Genomic DNA, 16,694 nt, shown 5'->3' with positions numbered 1-16,694 from the left:
TTCCGCTGTTACATTAAGGCTAATAAAGAAATGGAGGAATTGAAGATGAAACACTGGAAAAAATTTTCTATTATTGGGGCGATTGTGGCTGTTTTAGGAATCGGGGCTGTTTTGGTCTATGAAGAATTCTATGATGAGAGAAGAGGTTATAAGAACTACGTCAGTAATACGAACTCTCCGAACAGTAATACGCAAGGAACTACAGCTAACACCGGCATACAGGCAAATAATCTTTTTATCGAGCTTGACGGGAAGGTAACTGCTCTAACAAGTGATTCTTTGACCGTTGAGGTTCCTCTTCAAGGAAGTAAAACCTTCAAAATAGATGCTAATACTAGAGTCGAGGATTTTCTATTACCACTAAAGGAAGGCTCGTTGGTCGACATTAATGCTAACGGAGAGTTTGCCTACAAACTTGAGACAGATAGAACGATGGACGCCCACGGTACAATTGTGGCTGTAACAGACCAAGAGGTAACCATCAGCTATAATGGTTCTGAGCATGTATTCAAGAAGGCTTCAAACTTCCGCATTGAAACGGACGGATATATGGGCCCTATTGAAGGCCTCCCAGCAGATATCACCTTTAACGAAAATGTTGAAATTATCGGCATTGATATCGAAGATGACTACGACGGGGGCTATGATGATTAATTAAATTCTTTTTTTCAAAACAAAGCCAGATGATAGGCTTTGTTTTTTTGATAGAAATTGGATTTCTTAGGAAATTCTTAAAAAATATAAAGAATCATCTTATTTTCAATTGATAAAGTTAAGATAAATTAAGAAAAGGAGGAAAAATGACATGCTAAACTGGTTAAAGAATAATAGCTTTCTATTAGCCGTTCTGGTCGTAAGTTCGACTGCCATCGTCATGATGATAGCACAGAAGAGCAAGGAAACACCTGAAACTGCGGTTGAATCAAACCGGCAAATTGTTAGTTCTGAAGTGGCTGCCGCAACAACTAACGAAGTTGTTGAGACGGGTGAAGGTATAAAAGCCCAGGCATCTGAACAATCAAGTTCAGGACAGACATCTGCTACTACATCTGCTGAAACAGATACTACTACTGACGGCAGCAAAACGACGAACAGTCAAGCGCAATCAAAGAGTACTGCATCATCTACTAATTCTTCTACATCAAGCAGCACAGAAACAGCTCAAAAGAAGGTAACTACCTCTACTAATTCCAGTATCTCTTCAGGTACAGGAAATGTGTTTCGAAGTCTAGAAGGGAAAGTTACTGCCTATAGCAGCAATCAAATCACCATTGATGTTCCAATTGAGGGGAAGCTTACTTTTGCAATAAATAATCAAACCATAATACATGATCAGTATCATCCAATCGGTGTCGGCTCGTTGGTGGATGTAGATGCCCAAGGGAATGTTGCATACAAAATTGAGACAGAGCGTGTTGTTGAGGGACATGGGACCATTGTCAATGTTACAAACAATAGTGTAACTCTTGAAAAAAATGGCAAGCAGGTAACCTTCGCAAAAGCTCCACAATTTTATATGGACACCGACGGATACCGTGGAAATTTGGCGGGGCTATGGGCTGAATATACATTAACAAGTGAAAATAAAATCATTGGCTTAGACATCGAAATTGATGATCAATATGATGACTATGATGATGATGATCGGTATGATGATTAACTAATGGGAGGAGTCGCATATGAGACAGGGAATAAAAAGTTTAATGGCTTTCGGAATCCTCTGCACTGGGCTTTTTGCTGGGATTTCTAATACACAAGCCGCATCTGATAACAATACTTATAAAAGTCTGGAGGGAAAGGTTACTTTCTATGACGGTAAGAATATCACTATTGATGTCCCTTTTGATGGAACCCAAACCTATTCCGTCGATGCGAATGTTCGAATCAGTGACCGCACCATTCCACTTGCAGCAGGGGTCTTAGCTGAAATTGAAGGTAAAAATGGAGTCGTGACGAAAATCAAGACTGAGAAAACCTTTGATGATCATGGCACCATTATCTCTATCACAAATAGTGAAGTAACCATTGAAAAGAACGGCCAACAAGTAACCTTCACGAAGTCGAACAACTTCCGTTTGGACAATGATGGATATCGGGGTGATCTTAAAGGACTCCGTGCTGAATTCTCAATTGACAAAGATGATTACATTGTTGAACTCGAAGTTGATCATGATTAAGTAAAATGAGTCTCGAAACACCGAACAGCGTTTGAAATACAATTAGTCCCTACCTCTTTCAAGAGATAGGGATGATTTTTTTCTATGAAACTAGCTTTTCCGTCAGCATTCCCCTATTGCATCCGCTCAGGCATCCATAGTGAAAGCTGCGGGAAGAGGACAACAATGGCAAGAACAATGATCATAAGAACAATAAATGGGATAACCCCTCTTACCACCTGGCCTAGCTTCTCCTTGGCAATTCCACTGACAACGAATAGATTCAAGCCAACTGGCGGTGTAATCATGCCTAATTCCATATTGATGGTCATGATGATCGCAAAGTGGATCAAGTTAATATCAAAATGTTTTAGCATTGGTAGTAAAATTGGTAGTGTAATCAAGATGATGGATACTGCCTCTAGGAACATTCCCAGAATGAAAAATAAGATATTGACAATGATCATGAATACCCATTTGTTCATTTCACTTTCTGCAATCCAGCTACCAATTTGGAATGGAATTTGTGCGTTTGTTAAATATAAGCCAAAAAGGCTTGCTGCACCGATGATTAAGAAAATCATCGCAGTGATATTGATGGATTCAATAATAATTGGACGAATATCTTTCCAGTGAAGCTCGCGATAAATAAAAGCAGAAACGATAATACCATAGAATACCGCAATAACTGCCGATTCAGTAGGTGTGACAATCCCGCTGTAAATACTACCGAGAATTAAGAATGGTAGGAAAGCACCCCAAATCGCTTTGAGTGATTTTTTTCCTCTCTCCCCCCATGTAGCTGGTTTCCCTTTTCCGTAGCCATTCTTTTTTGCATAGAAAATAGCTGAAACGATTAATACTCCACCCAATAAGACTCCAGGAATAACTCCAGCCATGAATAGCTTACCAATGGATTCCTCAGATGTAATCCCGTAAATAATAAGCGGGATACTCGGCGGAATGAGGATTCCTAGTGTACCCCCAGCTGCAACAAGACCCATTGAATACTTCTTATCGTAGCCAGCATTCACCATTGCTGGAATCATAATCGACCCGATTGCCGCTGCAGTTGCAGGACTGGATCCAGAAATAGCCGCAAAAACCATACACGCAAGAATCGTAACAACTGCTAGTCCACCTGGTAAATGTCCAACCCAAGCTCTTAATGCTTCAATTAAGTATTTAGAAATACCACCGCGCGCCAAGAGGACACCAGCAAGAACGAAGCCTGGAATGGCCATCATCGGAAAGGAATCAAGAGCTGTGAAGATTCTCTGAGGAACCATATTCATATTGAAATCAGTTAGAAAAAGAACAACCATGGTCGATGATGCTAGACTGATCGCAATAGGTACCCTGAGAAGCATCAAAACTAAGAAAATACTAAGTAATAGGATTATCATAGTTCACGTCCTTTCCGCGCAGCTGGCTGACAAGCCTTTCAACAAACCGCACTAAGAATAAGACACCAGAGATTGGTAATATTAAATAAACAATCCACATTGGAATCCCCACATCGAGTGAGACCATTCCAGAGTGGAATCTATTTTCAACGAGAATGTAACCATAGTAAGTATAAGCAAGACAAAAGACGATGCTGATCGTTGTGGCAAAAATATCGACAATTCTCTTAGTTCCTTGAGAGAGCTTATCGTATACAATGTCAACTTGGATATGCTGGTTATGACGTAAAGCAATAGCAAATCCTAAGAAGGTTCCCCAAATAATAATATATCGAACAACCTCTTCCACCCATGCCTTCGGTTCATTAAAAATATATCGCATGATAACCCCATAAAATATGAGTGTGATGCCTGCAAAAAAGAATGTTCCTGCGGAAATTTCTTCAAACAAGCTCCAAACTTTGTTTAATTTTTTCATTTCCGTTTATCCCTACTTTCCAAAACCTAATCCAAACTTAAGGGCACTTGGAGAAAAATGTATGGGTGTCAATCATGTTAACTGACTGACACCCGTCCCTTCCTACTTCAGATTACGAATTCCATCAATTAATTCTTTTGTAATTACATCTTCGAATTCGTCATAGACAGGTTGCAATGCTTTCTCAAATGCAGCGCGCTCATCAGCAGTTAACTCAAGAACTTCCATCTTTCCAGAATTCTTTAAGTTGTCTAAGCTCTTATCGTTTTCTTCTTTAGCAAGCTTCCACTCAAGCTCTGTTGCTTCCTTCAAAGCTTCTTCTACTTGTGCACGAATGTCATCTGGCATACCTTCCCAGAAAGATTTATTTACAAAAATCGCATAGTCTAGACGTCCGTGTTCACTGATTGTCATATATTTTTGTACTTCTTGATACTTTTGTGTGTCCATGTTGTTATAAGTATTTTCTTGTCCATCAACCGTTCCTTGCTGAAGAGCAGCATAGGTTTCACCAAACGCAATGGTCGCACTTCCAGCTCCAAGTGCTTTGAATTGTGCTTCTAACACTTTACCAGCTTGAGCACGGAATTTAAGACCTTTCATATCCTCTGGTTTTTGGATTGGACGCTCATTGTTTGTAAAATGCTTAAATCCATTTTCCCAGAAAGCTAATCCCATAATATCGTTTGCTGCTAACTGATCACTATTTAATAATGTCTTAGCCACATCACTTTCAAAGAACTTATGAACATGCTCTTGGTCCTTGAAAAGGAACGGCATGTCTACATACTGCCAACGTGGGTCAAGCTTTACCATCTTTGTAACAGATGGTGCAATCATATGGACGTTTCCTGAAACAAGAGCATCTAGCTCATCGTTATCTCCATATAATTGCGAAGATGGATATACTTCAACAGTAGCTTTTCCACCAGTTTTCTCCTCAACAAGCTCCTTGAAACGCTCAGCTGCTTTTCCTTTCACACTATCAATAGAAGTAACGTGTGAGAATTTGATCACAATGGGCTTACTGCCTTTTCCTGAATCCTCTTTGCCTGAACCGCCAGACTCCTTAGAGCCACCGCCAGAGCATGCTGCTAACGCAATTAGAAGCACAGCTGCGAGTAGTGTTAACGCTTTCTTTTTCCAATTCAAAATGATTTCCCCCTTGAAATAATTTAGAATCTCCCACTTATTTGTTTTTTGGAAGACTCTTTATATAGTCAGCTCCGAACCGATCTGCAAAATTTTTGTAGACTGGTCTAAGAGCGTCCTCCCACCTTTGTTTCTCTTCTTCTGTTAAATAATGAATATCAATGCAATTACAGGTTTCTACCTCTCTCAATCCCTCATCATTCAACTGTTCAGCTCTTTCGATTTCCCATTTCGTCACTTCATCCATCGTTTCTTGAATGATGGATTGAATATCCTCCGGAAGCTGATTCCAGAAATCTTGATTCATCAAAACTACATAGCCAAGGTATCCATGATTACTGACTGTTAAATAATCTTGAAGGGAGTACAAGTGTTTACTGACGATATTGGAAAAGGTATTCTCCTGTGCATTCATTTGTTTTTTTTCCAACAGCTTGTACACTTCATTAAAGGAATTTGAATGCGTTGTAGCACCCAATTGTTGAAATTGATTTTGAATAACCGAACTAGGCATAATTCTAAATTTCAGTCCGATAAAATCATCGGGGTTCACGAGTGGACGAATGCTATTCGTCATTTGTTTGAACCCATTATCCCAAACTCCTAAAGGATGGTAGCCGCTCTTTTCAAGTAAATGTAGTAACGATTTTCCTTTTTCACCTTCAAGGTATTCTCTTACTTCTTTACTATTTTGGAAGGCAAAAGGTAGATCAATGACCTCCCATTCGGGAACAATGGTCGAAAGCTTTGACATAGCAGGAGCAACCATTTGAATATCTCCCTGAACCAAAGCCTCCAGCTCTTCTCCATCGCGATAGAGATAGCCATTGGGAAAAACTTGGACTTCAACAAACCCATTTGTTCTTTCCTTCACCAAACTTGCAAATTTCCTTGCCGCTAATCCCTTTGGGGTATTCTCACCGACAATATGAGAAAAGCGAATCACGATTCTCTCCTCTGCACTTAATTGCTCGTGATCCATTGGATATTTCTTAATATCACATCCTGAAAGGAAGATCATCATACCAACCAATATGAATCCATAAACGGTAAGCGCTGTTATCAACTCATGTGGATTCAACATGATAGCCATCCATCCATTCTTGTCTGAAAAATTCGCATAGTTCTATGTAGCAGTCCAGCAGTTCTCAAGGTGTTATATAACAAAATTTTTCTGATAATTTAGAGTATAAGGAATCTGGATTCAATCGACAATAAAAGACCATAAAGAAGATTATGGTCTTTTTGGTCTTGATTATTTTATTTGCAAGAAACAATATTGTTAGTTTGTAAGCCTGAGCGAGCCTTTGCTCACAGTTTTCGAACAGCAGTGAAGAGATGATGTGCCAAGTGAATATTCTTATATTGGAAGACGGCACCCATCCATTTAATTTTCACAGAAATAATAATGACTTGGCCTTCCGACACTTCCGTATTTGACTTCAAATTGTATTTTTCCCTGTTGAACTAGGTAATCTAAATACCTTCTCACTGTCACCCTTGCCATCCCCAAAATGGACGCCAGCTGTTCAGCTGTAGTAGGTTCGTCCTGATCGATTAATGCTAACAGAATTTGCCGCATTGTTTTTTCACTTAGGCCCTTTGGGAGATACTCCTCTGTCGTCTTAATTTGTTTCATTTCATCGATGTCTTCCTGCTTGAGGTCTGAAACGTCACGCAGTTTCTTCCACGTATTTTCGTAAGCTTCAATCGCTGTTTTGAAGCGATCAAAGCGGAATGGCTTCACAATGTAATCGACTGCCCCCAAACGGAAAAACTCATGAATGGTCTTCGTGTCTCTCGCCGCCGTGATCATAATAATATCCGTTGGAATCTCCATTTCTCGAATAATCTTCAACACCTCAAACCCAGAAATATCGGGGAGAAACATATCCAATAAGACGAGATCCGGTTTCATTTTCTCAATAAGTACGATGGCCTCGTTACCGGCCCTAGAGTGACCAATTAATGATAGATTAGGTATTTTTTTTATGAAGCCAGCATTTACTTCCAACACCATTGGGTCATCCTCTACTAAAAATACCTTAATCATTCTTCATCGCCCTATCTACTGAAATTCTAATTTCTGTACCAATCCCCACCTCAGTGGTTACCTCAACCTTGCCCCCGTGACTTTTGACAATATGGTCAACTAACGCCAGCCCAATCCCGCGTCCTTCTTTACTTTTAGTACTAAATCCATAAGTGAACATTCCCGCCAGTACATCCTCTGGAATGCCATTACCATTATCTTTTACGCAAATCAGCAGGTTGCTTTCGTTTCCTTGGATCAAGCAGTCAACCTCATGAATATCCTCCTGAGTTGAAAAAGCTTCAAAGGAATTCTCGATTAGGTTGCCTAAGATGGTAATCAGATCACCTGAACTAAATCCATCTATTAAATGATGTAAATAGCTATCTCTATTAATATGAAAATGAATATTCAACTCCCTCGCTCTAGACTTTTTCCCAAGCAATAGTCCAGATACAGAATGATCCTTGATATTCTCCTTCAAAAATTGGATGATGTTCTCCTCATTCGTTGTCTCTTCGATTATGTAGTCGAGCGCATCCTCTGTGCGATCCAGCTGAATTAATCCCGCAATACTATGAAGCTTATTCATGTATTCATGATTTTGAGCCCTTAGAGAGTCAACGAAGGTTTTTACACCTGTCAGCTCTTCTGCCAAATGATTGGCTTCAGTTCGGTCGGTCATTGTAATGAGAGACCCGGCTAGCTTCCCATGAACGAAAATTTTATAAAAGGACATTAGATACGTATTATTGTACAGTACTATATTTCGATTGATATTTTGTTGGTTCTCATCTTTTAGAAGTATCACAATCGTATCCCAAATCGATGGAAAAACCTCAGAGAGATGAATTTTCTCCTTAGTATAATCTTTTTCAGAAAAACGCAAAAATTGCTTTGCCAACCGGTTCATAAAGGTAACATCATGCTCTTCATCAATACTGATGATTCCCATCTCCATTGCCTGCATGACCGCAGAGCGCTCCTCTACGAGCTTAGCAATTTCGTAAGGCTCCATATCCATGGTTTGTTTCTTGATATGGTGAGCTAAAAAAAGGGAGCCGGCCAACCCAATTAATAGACCCCATAAAAGAGACAACAGGATTTTGTCTCGATAATTATCCATCAATGCCTGAAAGGTTGGCATCAATATCCCAACAACCGCTACACCGACCTGTTTAACTCCTTCATCATCCATCACAGGTACAAACGAGCGAATGGAATAACCGAGCGTCCCTTTTGCCTTTGATGTGTATTCATGCTCAGCTAAAGAAGCGCTTTCATCTCCTCCAACAAACGTCTTTCCTATCAAATCCTCAGAAGGGTGGGAGTAGCGAATTCGATTCATATCAAAGACAACAATATAATTTACATTTGTCGCAACCCTTGTTCTTTCAGCAATAGGCTGAATCACCTTTTCCCCATCCGGTTTGCCAACGTTGTTCTTAACATCAGGCATTTGCGCAACCGTCCTTGCAATCGCCATCGCGCGTTCTCCAAGCTCTTTTTCTAACACATTAGAAAAACTATCAACCATGATCCATCCGCTTGTCACTATCGAAATGGAGACAATCACAAATGACATCAATAGCATTTTTGCCCGTAACCCTATTTTGATAGGTATCACACCCTCTTAACTTACAACTCTATTATAAAATTATACATGATTGCTAGTATTTGTTTATTGAAAATTTTAATAAAATGATCTAATCTGTCAACTTCAAGAAAATATAATCCAAAAAAATAAGGGGATTTGTCAACGACGACAACATCCCCTTTAGGTAAAATATTCTTCAAGTGCTTGAACTAAAATATTTATATCGTTTTTTGTATTCATCGCCGAAAAGCTAACCCGTAGAGCACTATCGGCTAAGGCTCGGCTGAGTCCTAACGATTCGAGCATTGCCGGACCTCTTGAATGGTTAGATTTACAGGATGCACCGCTTGATATATAGATTCCTTTGCTGTCAAGAAACTGCACGACCTCTTTGTTGCGAGTACCAGGCAGTGAAAAATTCACAATATGAGGGGCTCCCTCCTTACTGGAATTAATCACAGCGGTCGGAATGCTTTTTGAAATCCTCTCTATGCAATAATCACGAAGCTTAGCCATATGAAATATGTCCTCCTGCAATCGGGCAAACGTCACTCTAACGGCCTCGCCAAAAGCGGCTATTAGGGGCGTACTTTCTGTCCCTGAACGCAACCCCCGTTCCTGTCCCCCTCCGAACATCGTGGTGAACAATTTTGTTCCCTTTTTCACATAAAGGGCACCAGCGCCTTTCACCCCGTGAATTTTATGTGCACTAATACTGATTAGATCTGCACCAATACTTGACGCTGTGAATGGAAGCTTCCCATAACCTTGGACGGCATCACAATGGAGCAGGGCTGGAGAACTTTTTCTTTTTATCATTTCATGTATTTCTTGAATTGGAAAAATCGCTCCTGTTTCATTGTTGACCATCATCACACTGACAAGTACGGTATTCCCATCGATTGCGTTTTCAAGTTCGTTAAGGTCCAATACTCCATTTGGCGCTGGAACATACTCTACCTGCCACCCCTGCCGCTTCAAATTTCTAATTGTTTTAGTCACAGCAGCGTGTTCCGCAACCGTAGTGACGATACGTTTACCCTTGCTTTCATTCGCCAGACAGGCACCCGTTATTGCCAAATTATTGGACTCTGTTCCACCAGAGGTAAAAAAGATCTCCTCCGACACTGCTCCTAGTGAGTCCGCAATGATTTTTCTCGCCTTCTCCATTTCTATTTTGCTTTCTCTACCCAGTCGATGAAGCGAAGATGGATTTCCATAAGTATTCGTTAGCATCTCAAGCACTTTGCTGGTTACCTCTGGATATGGTTTCGTGGTTGAGCTGTTGTCGAGGTAGATTTCCATTGGTTTCTTTCCCTTCTATTTATATATTCTAAGTGGTCAAAGGATTCATTAAGTAATTTTACATGCTAGTTTAAGTTAATTTTACAGATTTTCAATAAACTATTAAAGGCGGGGAGTTGGAGGCCTCAGAGATGCTTGAAGATAAGAAGGCTACATTATAGATTTTTATAGATTTTTAATGTCCTTAATAGGCTTCATTCTGCGCACTCACGAGGAGTGCGACAGCCCCGTTCTCTGTCAAATCATCTAGTTCCGCATCAATTTCAATCCACGCACTCACAAGGAGTGCGACGTTTTCTGGAGTAGAAGGATTGGGGATCGGAGTATTAATTTCAATCCACGCACTCACGAAGAGTGCGACCCAATTACATTTTACCATAGGGGGTCTCCTGGTATTTCAATCCACGCACTCACGAGGAGTGCGACTTGTTACCATTTTTCCTGTTATTGGATAGTTTGCTCATTTCAATCCACGCACTCACAAGGAGTGCGACAGGTAGCCGAGTGATTTTAGATGAAATAGGGGCGGAGATTTCAATCCACGCACTCACAAGGAGTGCGACTCATAACGCAAAATTCGATATACACATGTTGGCGAATATTTCAATCCACGCACTCACAAGGAGTGCGACGGTCGATCGGCCGTTTCGCCCAATCTTTAAACGTATTTCAATCCACGCACTCACAAGGAGTGCGACCAGAACTGGCTGAGTTGCAAATTCAATCCGAAATAATTTCAATCCACGCACTCACAAGGAGTGCGACTTTAAGGAGAAATAAGATTAATAAGGGAATAGTGGAATTTCAATCCACGCACTCACAAGGAGTGCGACTAAAATAAATTTATATAACTAGGGGGAATTTACAATATTTCAATCCACGCACTCACAAGGAGTGCGACCTGGAATCTGCTTTAAGTGTTACGGCTCAAAAGTTGAATTTCAATCCACGCACTCACAAGGAGTGCGACGATTTATGATAGCTTAATTTTAGCATTTAAGGCATTTCAATCCACGCACTCACAAGGAGTGCGACCGCGGTTATGCAAGAACACAGCTTCCTATAGCGATTTCAATCCACGCACTCACAAGGAGTGCGACTACATCCGCAAGACTTTGTAACTCCTTGGCGCAGAATTTCAATCCACGCACTCACAAGGAGTGCGACATGAAAAATGAAGATGATTTTCCGTTGTGCAGTATTTCAATCCACGCACTCACAAGGAGTGCGACAATATCGAATCAACTGCATTAAGTTTGGAAGAATCATTTCAATCCACGCACTCACAAGGAGTGCGACTGCCTTGAGAGTCGAAGTTTATAAGAAAAAGGAATTTCAATCCACGCACTCACAAGGAGTGCGACAGAGACTAAGAGGAAATTTTACTATTCGATGGATATTTCAATCCACGCACTCACAAGGAGTGCGACAATAACTAAGCCTAAGCAATAACCAAAAAGAGACGATTTCAATCCACGCACTCACAAGGAGTGCGACTAAAAAACTTGATGAAATACAAAAGCACCTCCAGATTTCAATCCACGCACTCACAAGGAGTGCGACCTGTTCAGCCATAGCTTCTGCAATTCCTTTATCAATTTCAATCCACGCACTCACAAGGAGTGCGACGGTGCTGCTTTTGTTTTCGGTGCGGATCTAATTTATATTTCAATCCACGCACTCACAAGGAGTGCGACCCGAATCAAATGACATTGAATCACCTATCACATTAATTTCAATCCACGCACTCACAAGGAGTGCGACAGTGATGCGGCTACAAACATATGTTCTATTGTCAATTTCAATCCACGCACTCACAAGGAGTGCGACAACTGACCACTAGCACTTGCAGAACTTGCAAAAAATTTCAATCCACGCACTCACAAGGAGTGCGACGACCCCATACTTAGTCTGACATCAGAGTTTGTAATTTCAATCCACGCACTCACAAGGAGTGCGACAGCCGCAACAATGATAAAAACAACAACATAGATATTTCAATCCACGCACTCACAAGGAGTGCGACTAGAAATGGATCCGTTATCGTTCCACTTTCCCGTATTTCAATCCACGCACTCACAAGGAGTGCGACGCTCGTCTCCTTCGTTTGCTTTGACTGTATATAGTATTTCAATCCACGCACTCACAAGGAGTGCGACGCCAAGAAAGCTACGCAGGCACTTCGCGAACTCATTTCAATCCACGCACTCACAAGGAGTGCGACCTCCTGTGACTGATAAACTAGATTTAACAGTTTCCGATAAATAATATTTTACACTTTTAAACTTGAATGGTTAGATTCTTTATCCTTCTGCCCTAGGGCAGGAGGATAAAGAAAAATCAGAACTTACTAACATCCGTTCCTATTAAAATATTTCTCTATCACTGTTATATTTTATTCGTTGATGATGATTTACAGTGATGGAGGACATGAAAGGTGGACAAGTTTGAAGTGTATGTAGAGATTCGTCAATTATTAAATCAAGGGTTTAGTAAAGCAAAAATAGCTAAAAGGCTGGGAATTTCTCGACCCACTCTGTATCGATATCTTCAAAAGGATCCGAAAGAAATGGCAGACTGGATAGATTCCCTCCAAGTCAGGACGAAAAAATTAGATCCATATAAGGATAAGATTTTATCCTGGCTCAAAGAGAATCCAGACATGTCAGCTGCTCAAGTGGAAGATTGGCTAAGAGAAAGATATTCTTCCTTGGAGATATCGGAAAGCACCGTCAGGGGCTATGTCAGGAAACTTCGAGAAGATTATGATATCCCAAAAGAAATACGTGTTCGTGACTATGAAGCTGTTCCAGAAATGGCCATGGGGGAACAAGCACAAGTGGATTTTGGGGAAACCATACAGGAGACCCCTGAAAAGAAGAATGTAAAACTTTATTTCATTGCTTTTGTCTTATCACATTCACGTTATAAATATGTAGAATGGCTAGATAGGCCTTTTACAACAAGGGATTTGATAAATGCCCATGAAAATGCTTTTAAGTGGTTTGAAGGGATTCCGCATGAAATGGTATATGATCAGGATTCAGTCATTGTGGTCAGTGAAAATGGGGGAAACCTCATTTACACAAAGGAGTTTGAAGTCTACCGACAACAGCGTAACTTAAAGATAAGAATTTGTCGCAAAGCAGATCCAGAAAGCAAAGGGAGAATTGAAAATGTAGTCGGGTATATTAAGAAAAATTTCGCAAAGCATCGGATATTTACCAATATCGATCGCTGGAATGAAGATTCGTGGAAATGGCTTAATCGTACAGGGAACTATAAAATTCATCATACTACAAAAAAAAGACCGGTCGAAGTGTTTCAAGAAGAAAAACACCATTTAAGACCAGTCCCTAACCCGTTAGAATTCAGTCATGTAAACCCTGTATCTAGTATAACAAGAACGGTTCGCCAAGACAATACAATCCGATATCAGTCCAACCGATATTCTGTTCCTCTAGGTACATTTAATAAACAAGAAAAGGTTTATATCCAAAGAACCGAAGAACATCTGCTTATATATGCATCTCCAAATGGTCCGTTAATGGCCAAGCATAAAATTTGTCATGGGAAAGGGCAATTGATTCAAGACCGGCAACATACTAGGGATCGGTCAAAAGGAATCGATGCCTATATGGATACAGTAGGCCGTTATTTTACGGATTTCCATCTGGCACAATATTTTCTGGAGGAAATCAGAGATCGATATCCTCGATATATACGTGATCAGCTACAGATCATCATGAATCAGCTAAAAAAGACGCCGCAAGAAATATCTAACCATGCATTAAAGGGGTGTGTGGATAAAGGGCTTTTTTGTGCAACAGATTTTGTCGATATGGTTCAGTATATCAAACGACAACGACAAATAAATGTTACAGATGTCCGTAAAGCCGAGGTTAAAATTAAACCATTCCATGGTCAAAATGCGTTTATTATTCAAACCTGTGCCCAAAAAAGAGATGTAAATGAATATATAGCTGTATTGGAGGGAGAAAAATGAGCCAATTAAAGAAAGCAGAAGAGCTTTTAAAAACCCTTCATTTATCAGAAGCAGCCCATTCTTTGTCTCAGCTTGTTAAACAAGCTGAGACAAGCGAATCAACCTATCTTTCCTTTCTTAACAGCATTTTGGAATATGAACAGAAACGAAGAGAGGAAAAACAATTGGAAAAAAGGCTAAAATGGGCTGCCTTCCCTTTTCAAAAAACACTCGACGAGTTTCATTTAGAAGAACAACAATCATTAAGTCAAAAGCAATTAAATCATCTGAGAGAATTAACATGGGTGGAACAATTATATAATATTATTCTACTTGGACCGCCAGGCATAGGAAAAACGCACTTATCAGTTGGATTAGGATTAGAAGCCATCAATCAAGGTTATAAGGTTATGTTTATCACCATGGGAGAACTGGTTCATGCCTTGAAAACAGAGGAAATTTCAAGGAAAGCACAAACAAAAATGAAAAGAATCCGTACTGCAGACTTAGTCATTATTGATGATCTTATGTTTATGGCAATGGATCAGCATGAAGCAAACCTATTTTTCCATTTAATCAATGACTTATACAACCGCTCCTCTATAATCCTAACCTCCAATAAAGCTCCGAAGGAGTGGGGTGAGTTATTAGGGGATCCAGCAATAACGACAGCCATTTTGGATAGGATCATCCATCGGGCAGAGGTCCTTCACTTAAATGGCGATAGCTACCGAATGAAACATCGAGCTACTATTTTTACTGAAAAAGTGTAAAAAATAAATTACCGAAAATTGTAACATTCTACTTGACGGTCACACCTCCTTGCCGTTCTTGTCTTTTAGGCCTGTGTATTATTTCAATCCACGCACTCACAAGGAGTGCGACATACATAACGTAAGTCTCGCCGTCAGTTGTTTCATTTCAATCCACGCACTCACAAGGAGTGCGACATTAACCACTCTTCATTTGGACGTTCCATGTGTATTTCAATCCACGCACTCACAAGGAGTGCGACTTCAAGGATGGAAAATAGGATTTAGCATCGATATATTTCAATCCACGCACTCACAAGGAGTGCGACCTTCTTTTGAGATCGGATTACAATGTCCGAACTCTATTTCAATCCACGCACTCACAAGGAGTGCGACGAGAACTAGCCCAAGGGTTAGCAAAAGATAATTTGATTTCAATCCACGCACTCACAAGGAGTGCGACAAGATTTACCGTGCATGGTTTGACCCCAGATAAAATTTCAATCCACGCACTCACAAGGAGTGCGACACAGATGGAATTAAGTATTTAGATAAGATAAAAATTTCAATCCACGCACTCACAAGGAGTGCGACTAAGCCTGTAATCCTTCCAGTAATGCTTCTTCCATTTCAATCCACGCACTCACAAGGAGTGCGACTACAGCGTAACAAAATTCTTGTAAGTCATCAGGATTTCAATCCACGCACTCACAAGGAGTGCGACGACCATATTGAGCAAATTTACCATCAGTACTATGAATTTCAATCCACGCACTCACAAGGAGTGCGACGCCGATCAAGAATCCCTGACAAAAAATACAATTATTTCAATCCACGCACTCACAAGGAGTGCGACAAGCTTCTAATAACAGAGCAAAATTTGCAGTGACAATTTCAATCCACGCACTCACAAGGAGTGCGACTTTTCACGTGATCCGATTTTAACCCCTGCTCCTATTTCAATCCACGCACTCACAAGGAGTGCGACATAATAAGTATAAAGTTAATATTAATTTAATTGATATTTCAATCCACGCACTCACAAGGAGTGCGACAAGAAAGTGAAATCCTTAATCCTCAAACAAGCGTATTTCAATCCACGCACTCACAAGGAGTGCGACGACTTTTTCGGAGTAACAGTAGATTATCTTATAGATTTCAATCCACGCACTCACAAGGAGTGCGACACTTCAAGGTTGATTCTTATGAAAATGTTGTATGTATTTCAATCCACGCACTCACAAGGAGTGCGACGCTGATGCTGTAGATTATTTAGCGTCCTTAAATATTTCAATCCACGCACTCACAAGGAGTGCGACTGACTATAAACAATGATGTTATATAATTAATAAATTTCAATCCACCACTCACAAGGAGTGCGACATCATGCGCTTGAGGTTATTATTGATTATTTGTCATTTCAATCCACGCACTCACAAGGAGTGCGACCCGGCAACATCGCACGGGCTAGCGGATTGAGAGCATTTCAATCCACGCACTCACAAGGAGTGCGACAAAATGTGAGTGTCAACGTGTCGGTCATTTTTATCATTTCAATCCACGCACTCACAAGGAGTGCGACTAGAAAACTAAATGATAGGAGTGTTTATAAATGATTTCAATCCACGCACTCACAAGGAGTGCGACCAATCTCGCAATTTCGGCAAGTGTTTCCTCGGCTAGTTCAATCCACGCACTCACAAGGAGTGCGACCACGATGATTCGGCGCGAGCATGCTCATAAGCCCCAAAATGAACTTGGACAATAAGAGTATTTTATTTTATACTGCCTAATGTACCAAGGAGGTTAACATCATGCCAAGAACAAAACA

At 40.4% G+C, this 16,694-nt stretch carries 12 protein-coding genes and 3 CRISPR repeat arrays; of the genes, 5 read left to right on the top strand and 7 right to left on the bottom strand.

What is annotated here, in order from left to right; all coding sequences use genetic code 11:
- Positions 1-45: 45 nt before the first annotated feature.
- The 3 genes from J2S07_RS17880 (at position 46) to J2S07_RS17870 (ending at position 2,177) form a co-directional block, all read left to right on the top strand.
- Complete coding sequence (locus J2S07_RS17880; RefSeq protein ID WP_307151776.1) at positions 46-654, top strand: DUF5666 domain-containing protein; 609 nt, start codon at positions 46-48, stop codon at positions 652-654.
- A gap of 151 nt (positions 655-805) precedes the next feature.
- Complete coding sequence (locus J2S07_RS17875; protein WP_307151775.1) at positions 806-1,660, top strand: hypothetical protein; 855 nt, start codon at positions 806-808, stop codon at positions 1,658-1,660.
- A gap of 19 nt (positions 1,661-1,679) precedes the next feature.
- Positions 1,680-2,177 (top strand): hypothetical protein, encoded by a 498-nt coding sequence (locus J2S07_RS17870; protein ID WP_307151774.1) that lies wholly within the window; start codon positions 1,680-1,682, stop codon positions 2,175-2,177.
- 113 nt (positions 2,178-2,290) lie between these two features.
- Here the strand turns inward: J2S07_RS17870 and J2S07_RS17865 are convergent, their stop codons facing one another.
- From J2S07_RS17865 to J2S07_RS17835, 7 genes are all read right to left on the bottom strand, one after another.
- Complete coding sequence (locus tag J2S07_RS17865; RefSeq protein ID WP_307151773.1) at positions 2,291-3,562, bottom strand: TRAP transporter large permease; 1,272 nt, start codon at positions 3,560-3,562, stop codon at positions 2,291-2,293.
- Positions 3,543-4,040, bottom strand: coding sequence for a TRAP transporter small permease (locus J2S07_RS17860; protein WP_307151772.1), 498 nt, complete (start codon positions 4,038-4,040; stop codon positions 3,543-3,545). Before J2S07_RS17860 ends, J2S07_RS17865 begins: the two co-directional genes overlap by 20 nt.
- A gap of 102 nt (positions 4,041-4,142) precedes the next feature.
- Positions 4,143-5,192 carry a TRAP transporter substrate-binding protein gene (locus J2S07_RS17855; protein ID WP_307151771.1) on the bottom strand — a complete coding sequence of 350 codons (1,050 nt, stop codon included), beginning with the start codon at positions 5,190-5,192 and terminating at the stop codon, positions 4,143-4,145.
- Between the two features lie 37 nt (positions 5,193-5,229).
- Positions 5,230-6,276, bottom strand: a complete 1,047-nt coding sequence (locus J2S07_RS17850; protein WP_307151770.1) for a DctP family TRAP transporter solute-binding subunit — start codon at positions 6,274-6,276, stop codon at positions 5,230-5,232.
- 303 nt (positions 6,277-6,579) lie between these two features.
- Positions 6,580-7,245 carry a response regulator gene (locus J2S07_RS17845; RefSeq protein WP_307151769.1) on the bottom strand — a complete coding sequence of 222 codons (666 nt, stop codon included), beginning with the start codon at positions 7,243-7,245 and terminating at the stop codon, positions 6,580-6,582.
- A complete protein-coding gene (locus tag J2S07_RS17840) occupies positions 7,238-8,818 on the bottom strand; it encodes an ATP-binding protein (protein WP_307151768.1) in 1,581 nt (526 codons plus the stop codon). Before J2S07_RS17840 ends, J2S07_RS17845 begins: the two co-directional genes overlap by 8 nt.
- Before the next feature lie 183 nt (positions 8,819-9,001).
- The gene (locus J2S07_RS17835; RefSeq protein WP_307151767.1) at positions 9,002-10,126 is read right to left on the bottom strand and encodes a cysteine desulfurase family protein; all 1,125 of its coding nucleotides are present in this window, start codon (positions 10,124-10,126) and stop codon (positions 9,002-9,004) included.
- A 191-nt stretch (positions 10,127-10,317) separates the two neighbouring features.
- A CRISPR array of direct repeats spans positions 10,318-12,350; the repeat unit is 32 nt; unit sequence ATTTCAATCCACGCACTCACAAGGAGTGCGAC.
- A gap of 213 nt (positions 12,351-12,563) precedes the next feature.
- Here J2S07_RS17835 and istA point away from each other — a divergent pair.
- Both istA and istB read left to right on the top strand, forming a co-directional pair.
- Positions 12,564-14,132: an IS21 family transposase gene (gene istA, locus J2S07_RS17830; protein WP_307151766.1), complete on the top strand. Its 1,569-nt coding sequence runs from the start codon at positions 12,564-12,566 to the stop codon at positions 14,130-14,132.
- Entirely contained in the window at positions 14,129-14,884 is a 756-nt protein-coding gene (gene istB, locus J2S07_RS17825; protein ID WP_307151765.1) for an IS21-like element helper ATPase IstB, read from the top strand. Before istA ends, istB begins: the two co-directional genes overlap by 4 nt.
- Positions 14,885-14,964: 80 nt before the next feature.
- Positions 14,965-16,182: direct repeats of the CRISPR family, unit length 32 nt; unit sequence ATTTCAATCCACGCACTCACAAGGAGTGCGAC.
- A 97-nt stretch (positions 16,183-16,279) separates the two neighbouring features.
- Positions 16,280-16,576: a CRISPR direct-repeat array (repeat unit 32 nt; unit sequence ATTTCAATCCACGCACTCACAAGGAGTGCGAC).
- Between the last annotated feature and the right edge of the window lie 118 nt (positions 16,577-16,694).

Origin of the sequence: Anoxybacillus andreesenii (genome assembly GCF_030813005.1) — a bacterium.
GTDB classification, from domain to species: domain Bacteria; phylum Bacillota; class Bacilli; order Bacillales; family Cytobacillaceae; genus Robertmurraya; species Robertmurraya andreesenii.
This window is presented reverse-complemented; position numbering and strand designations above follow the sequence as displayed.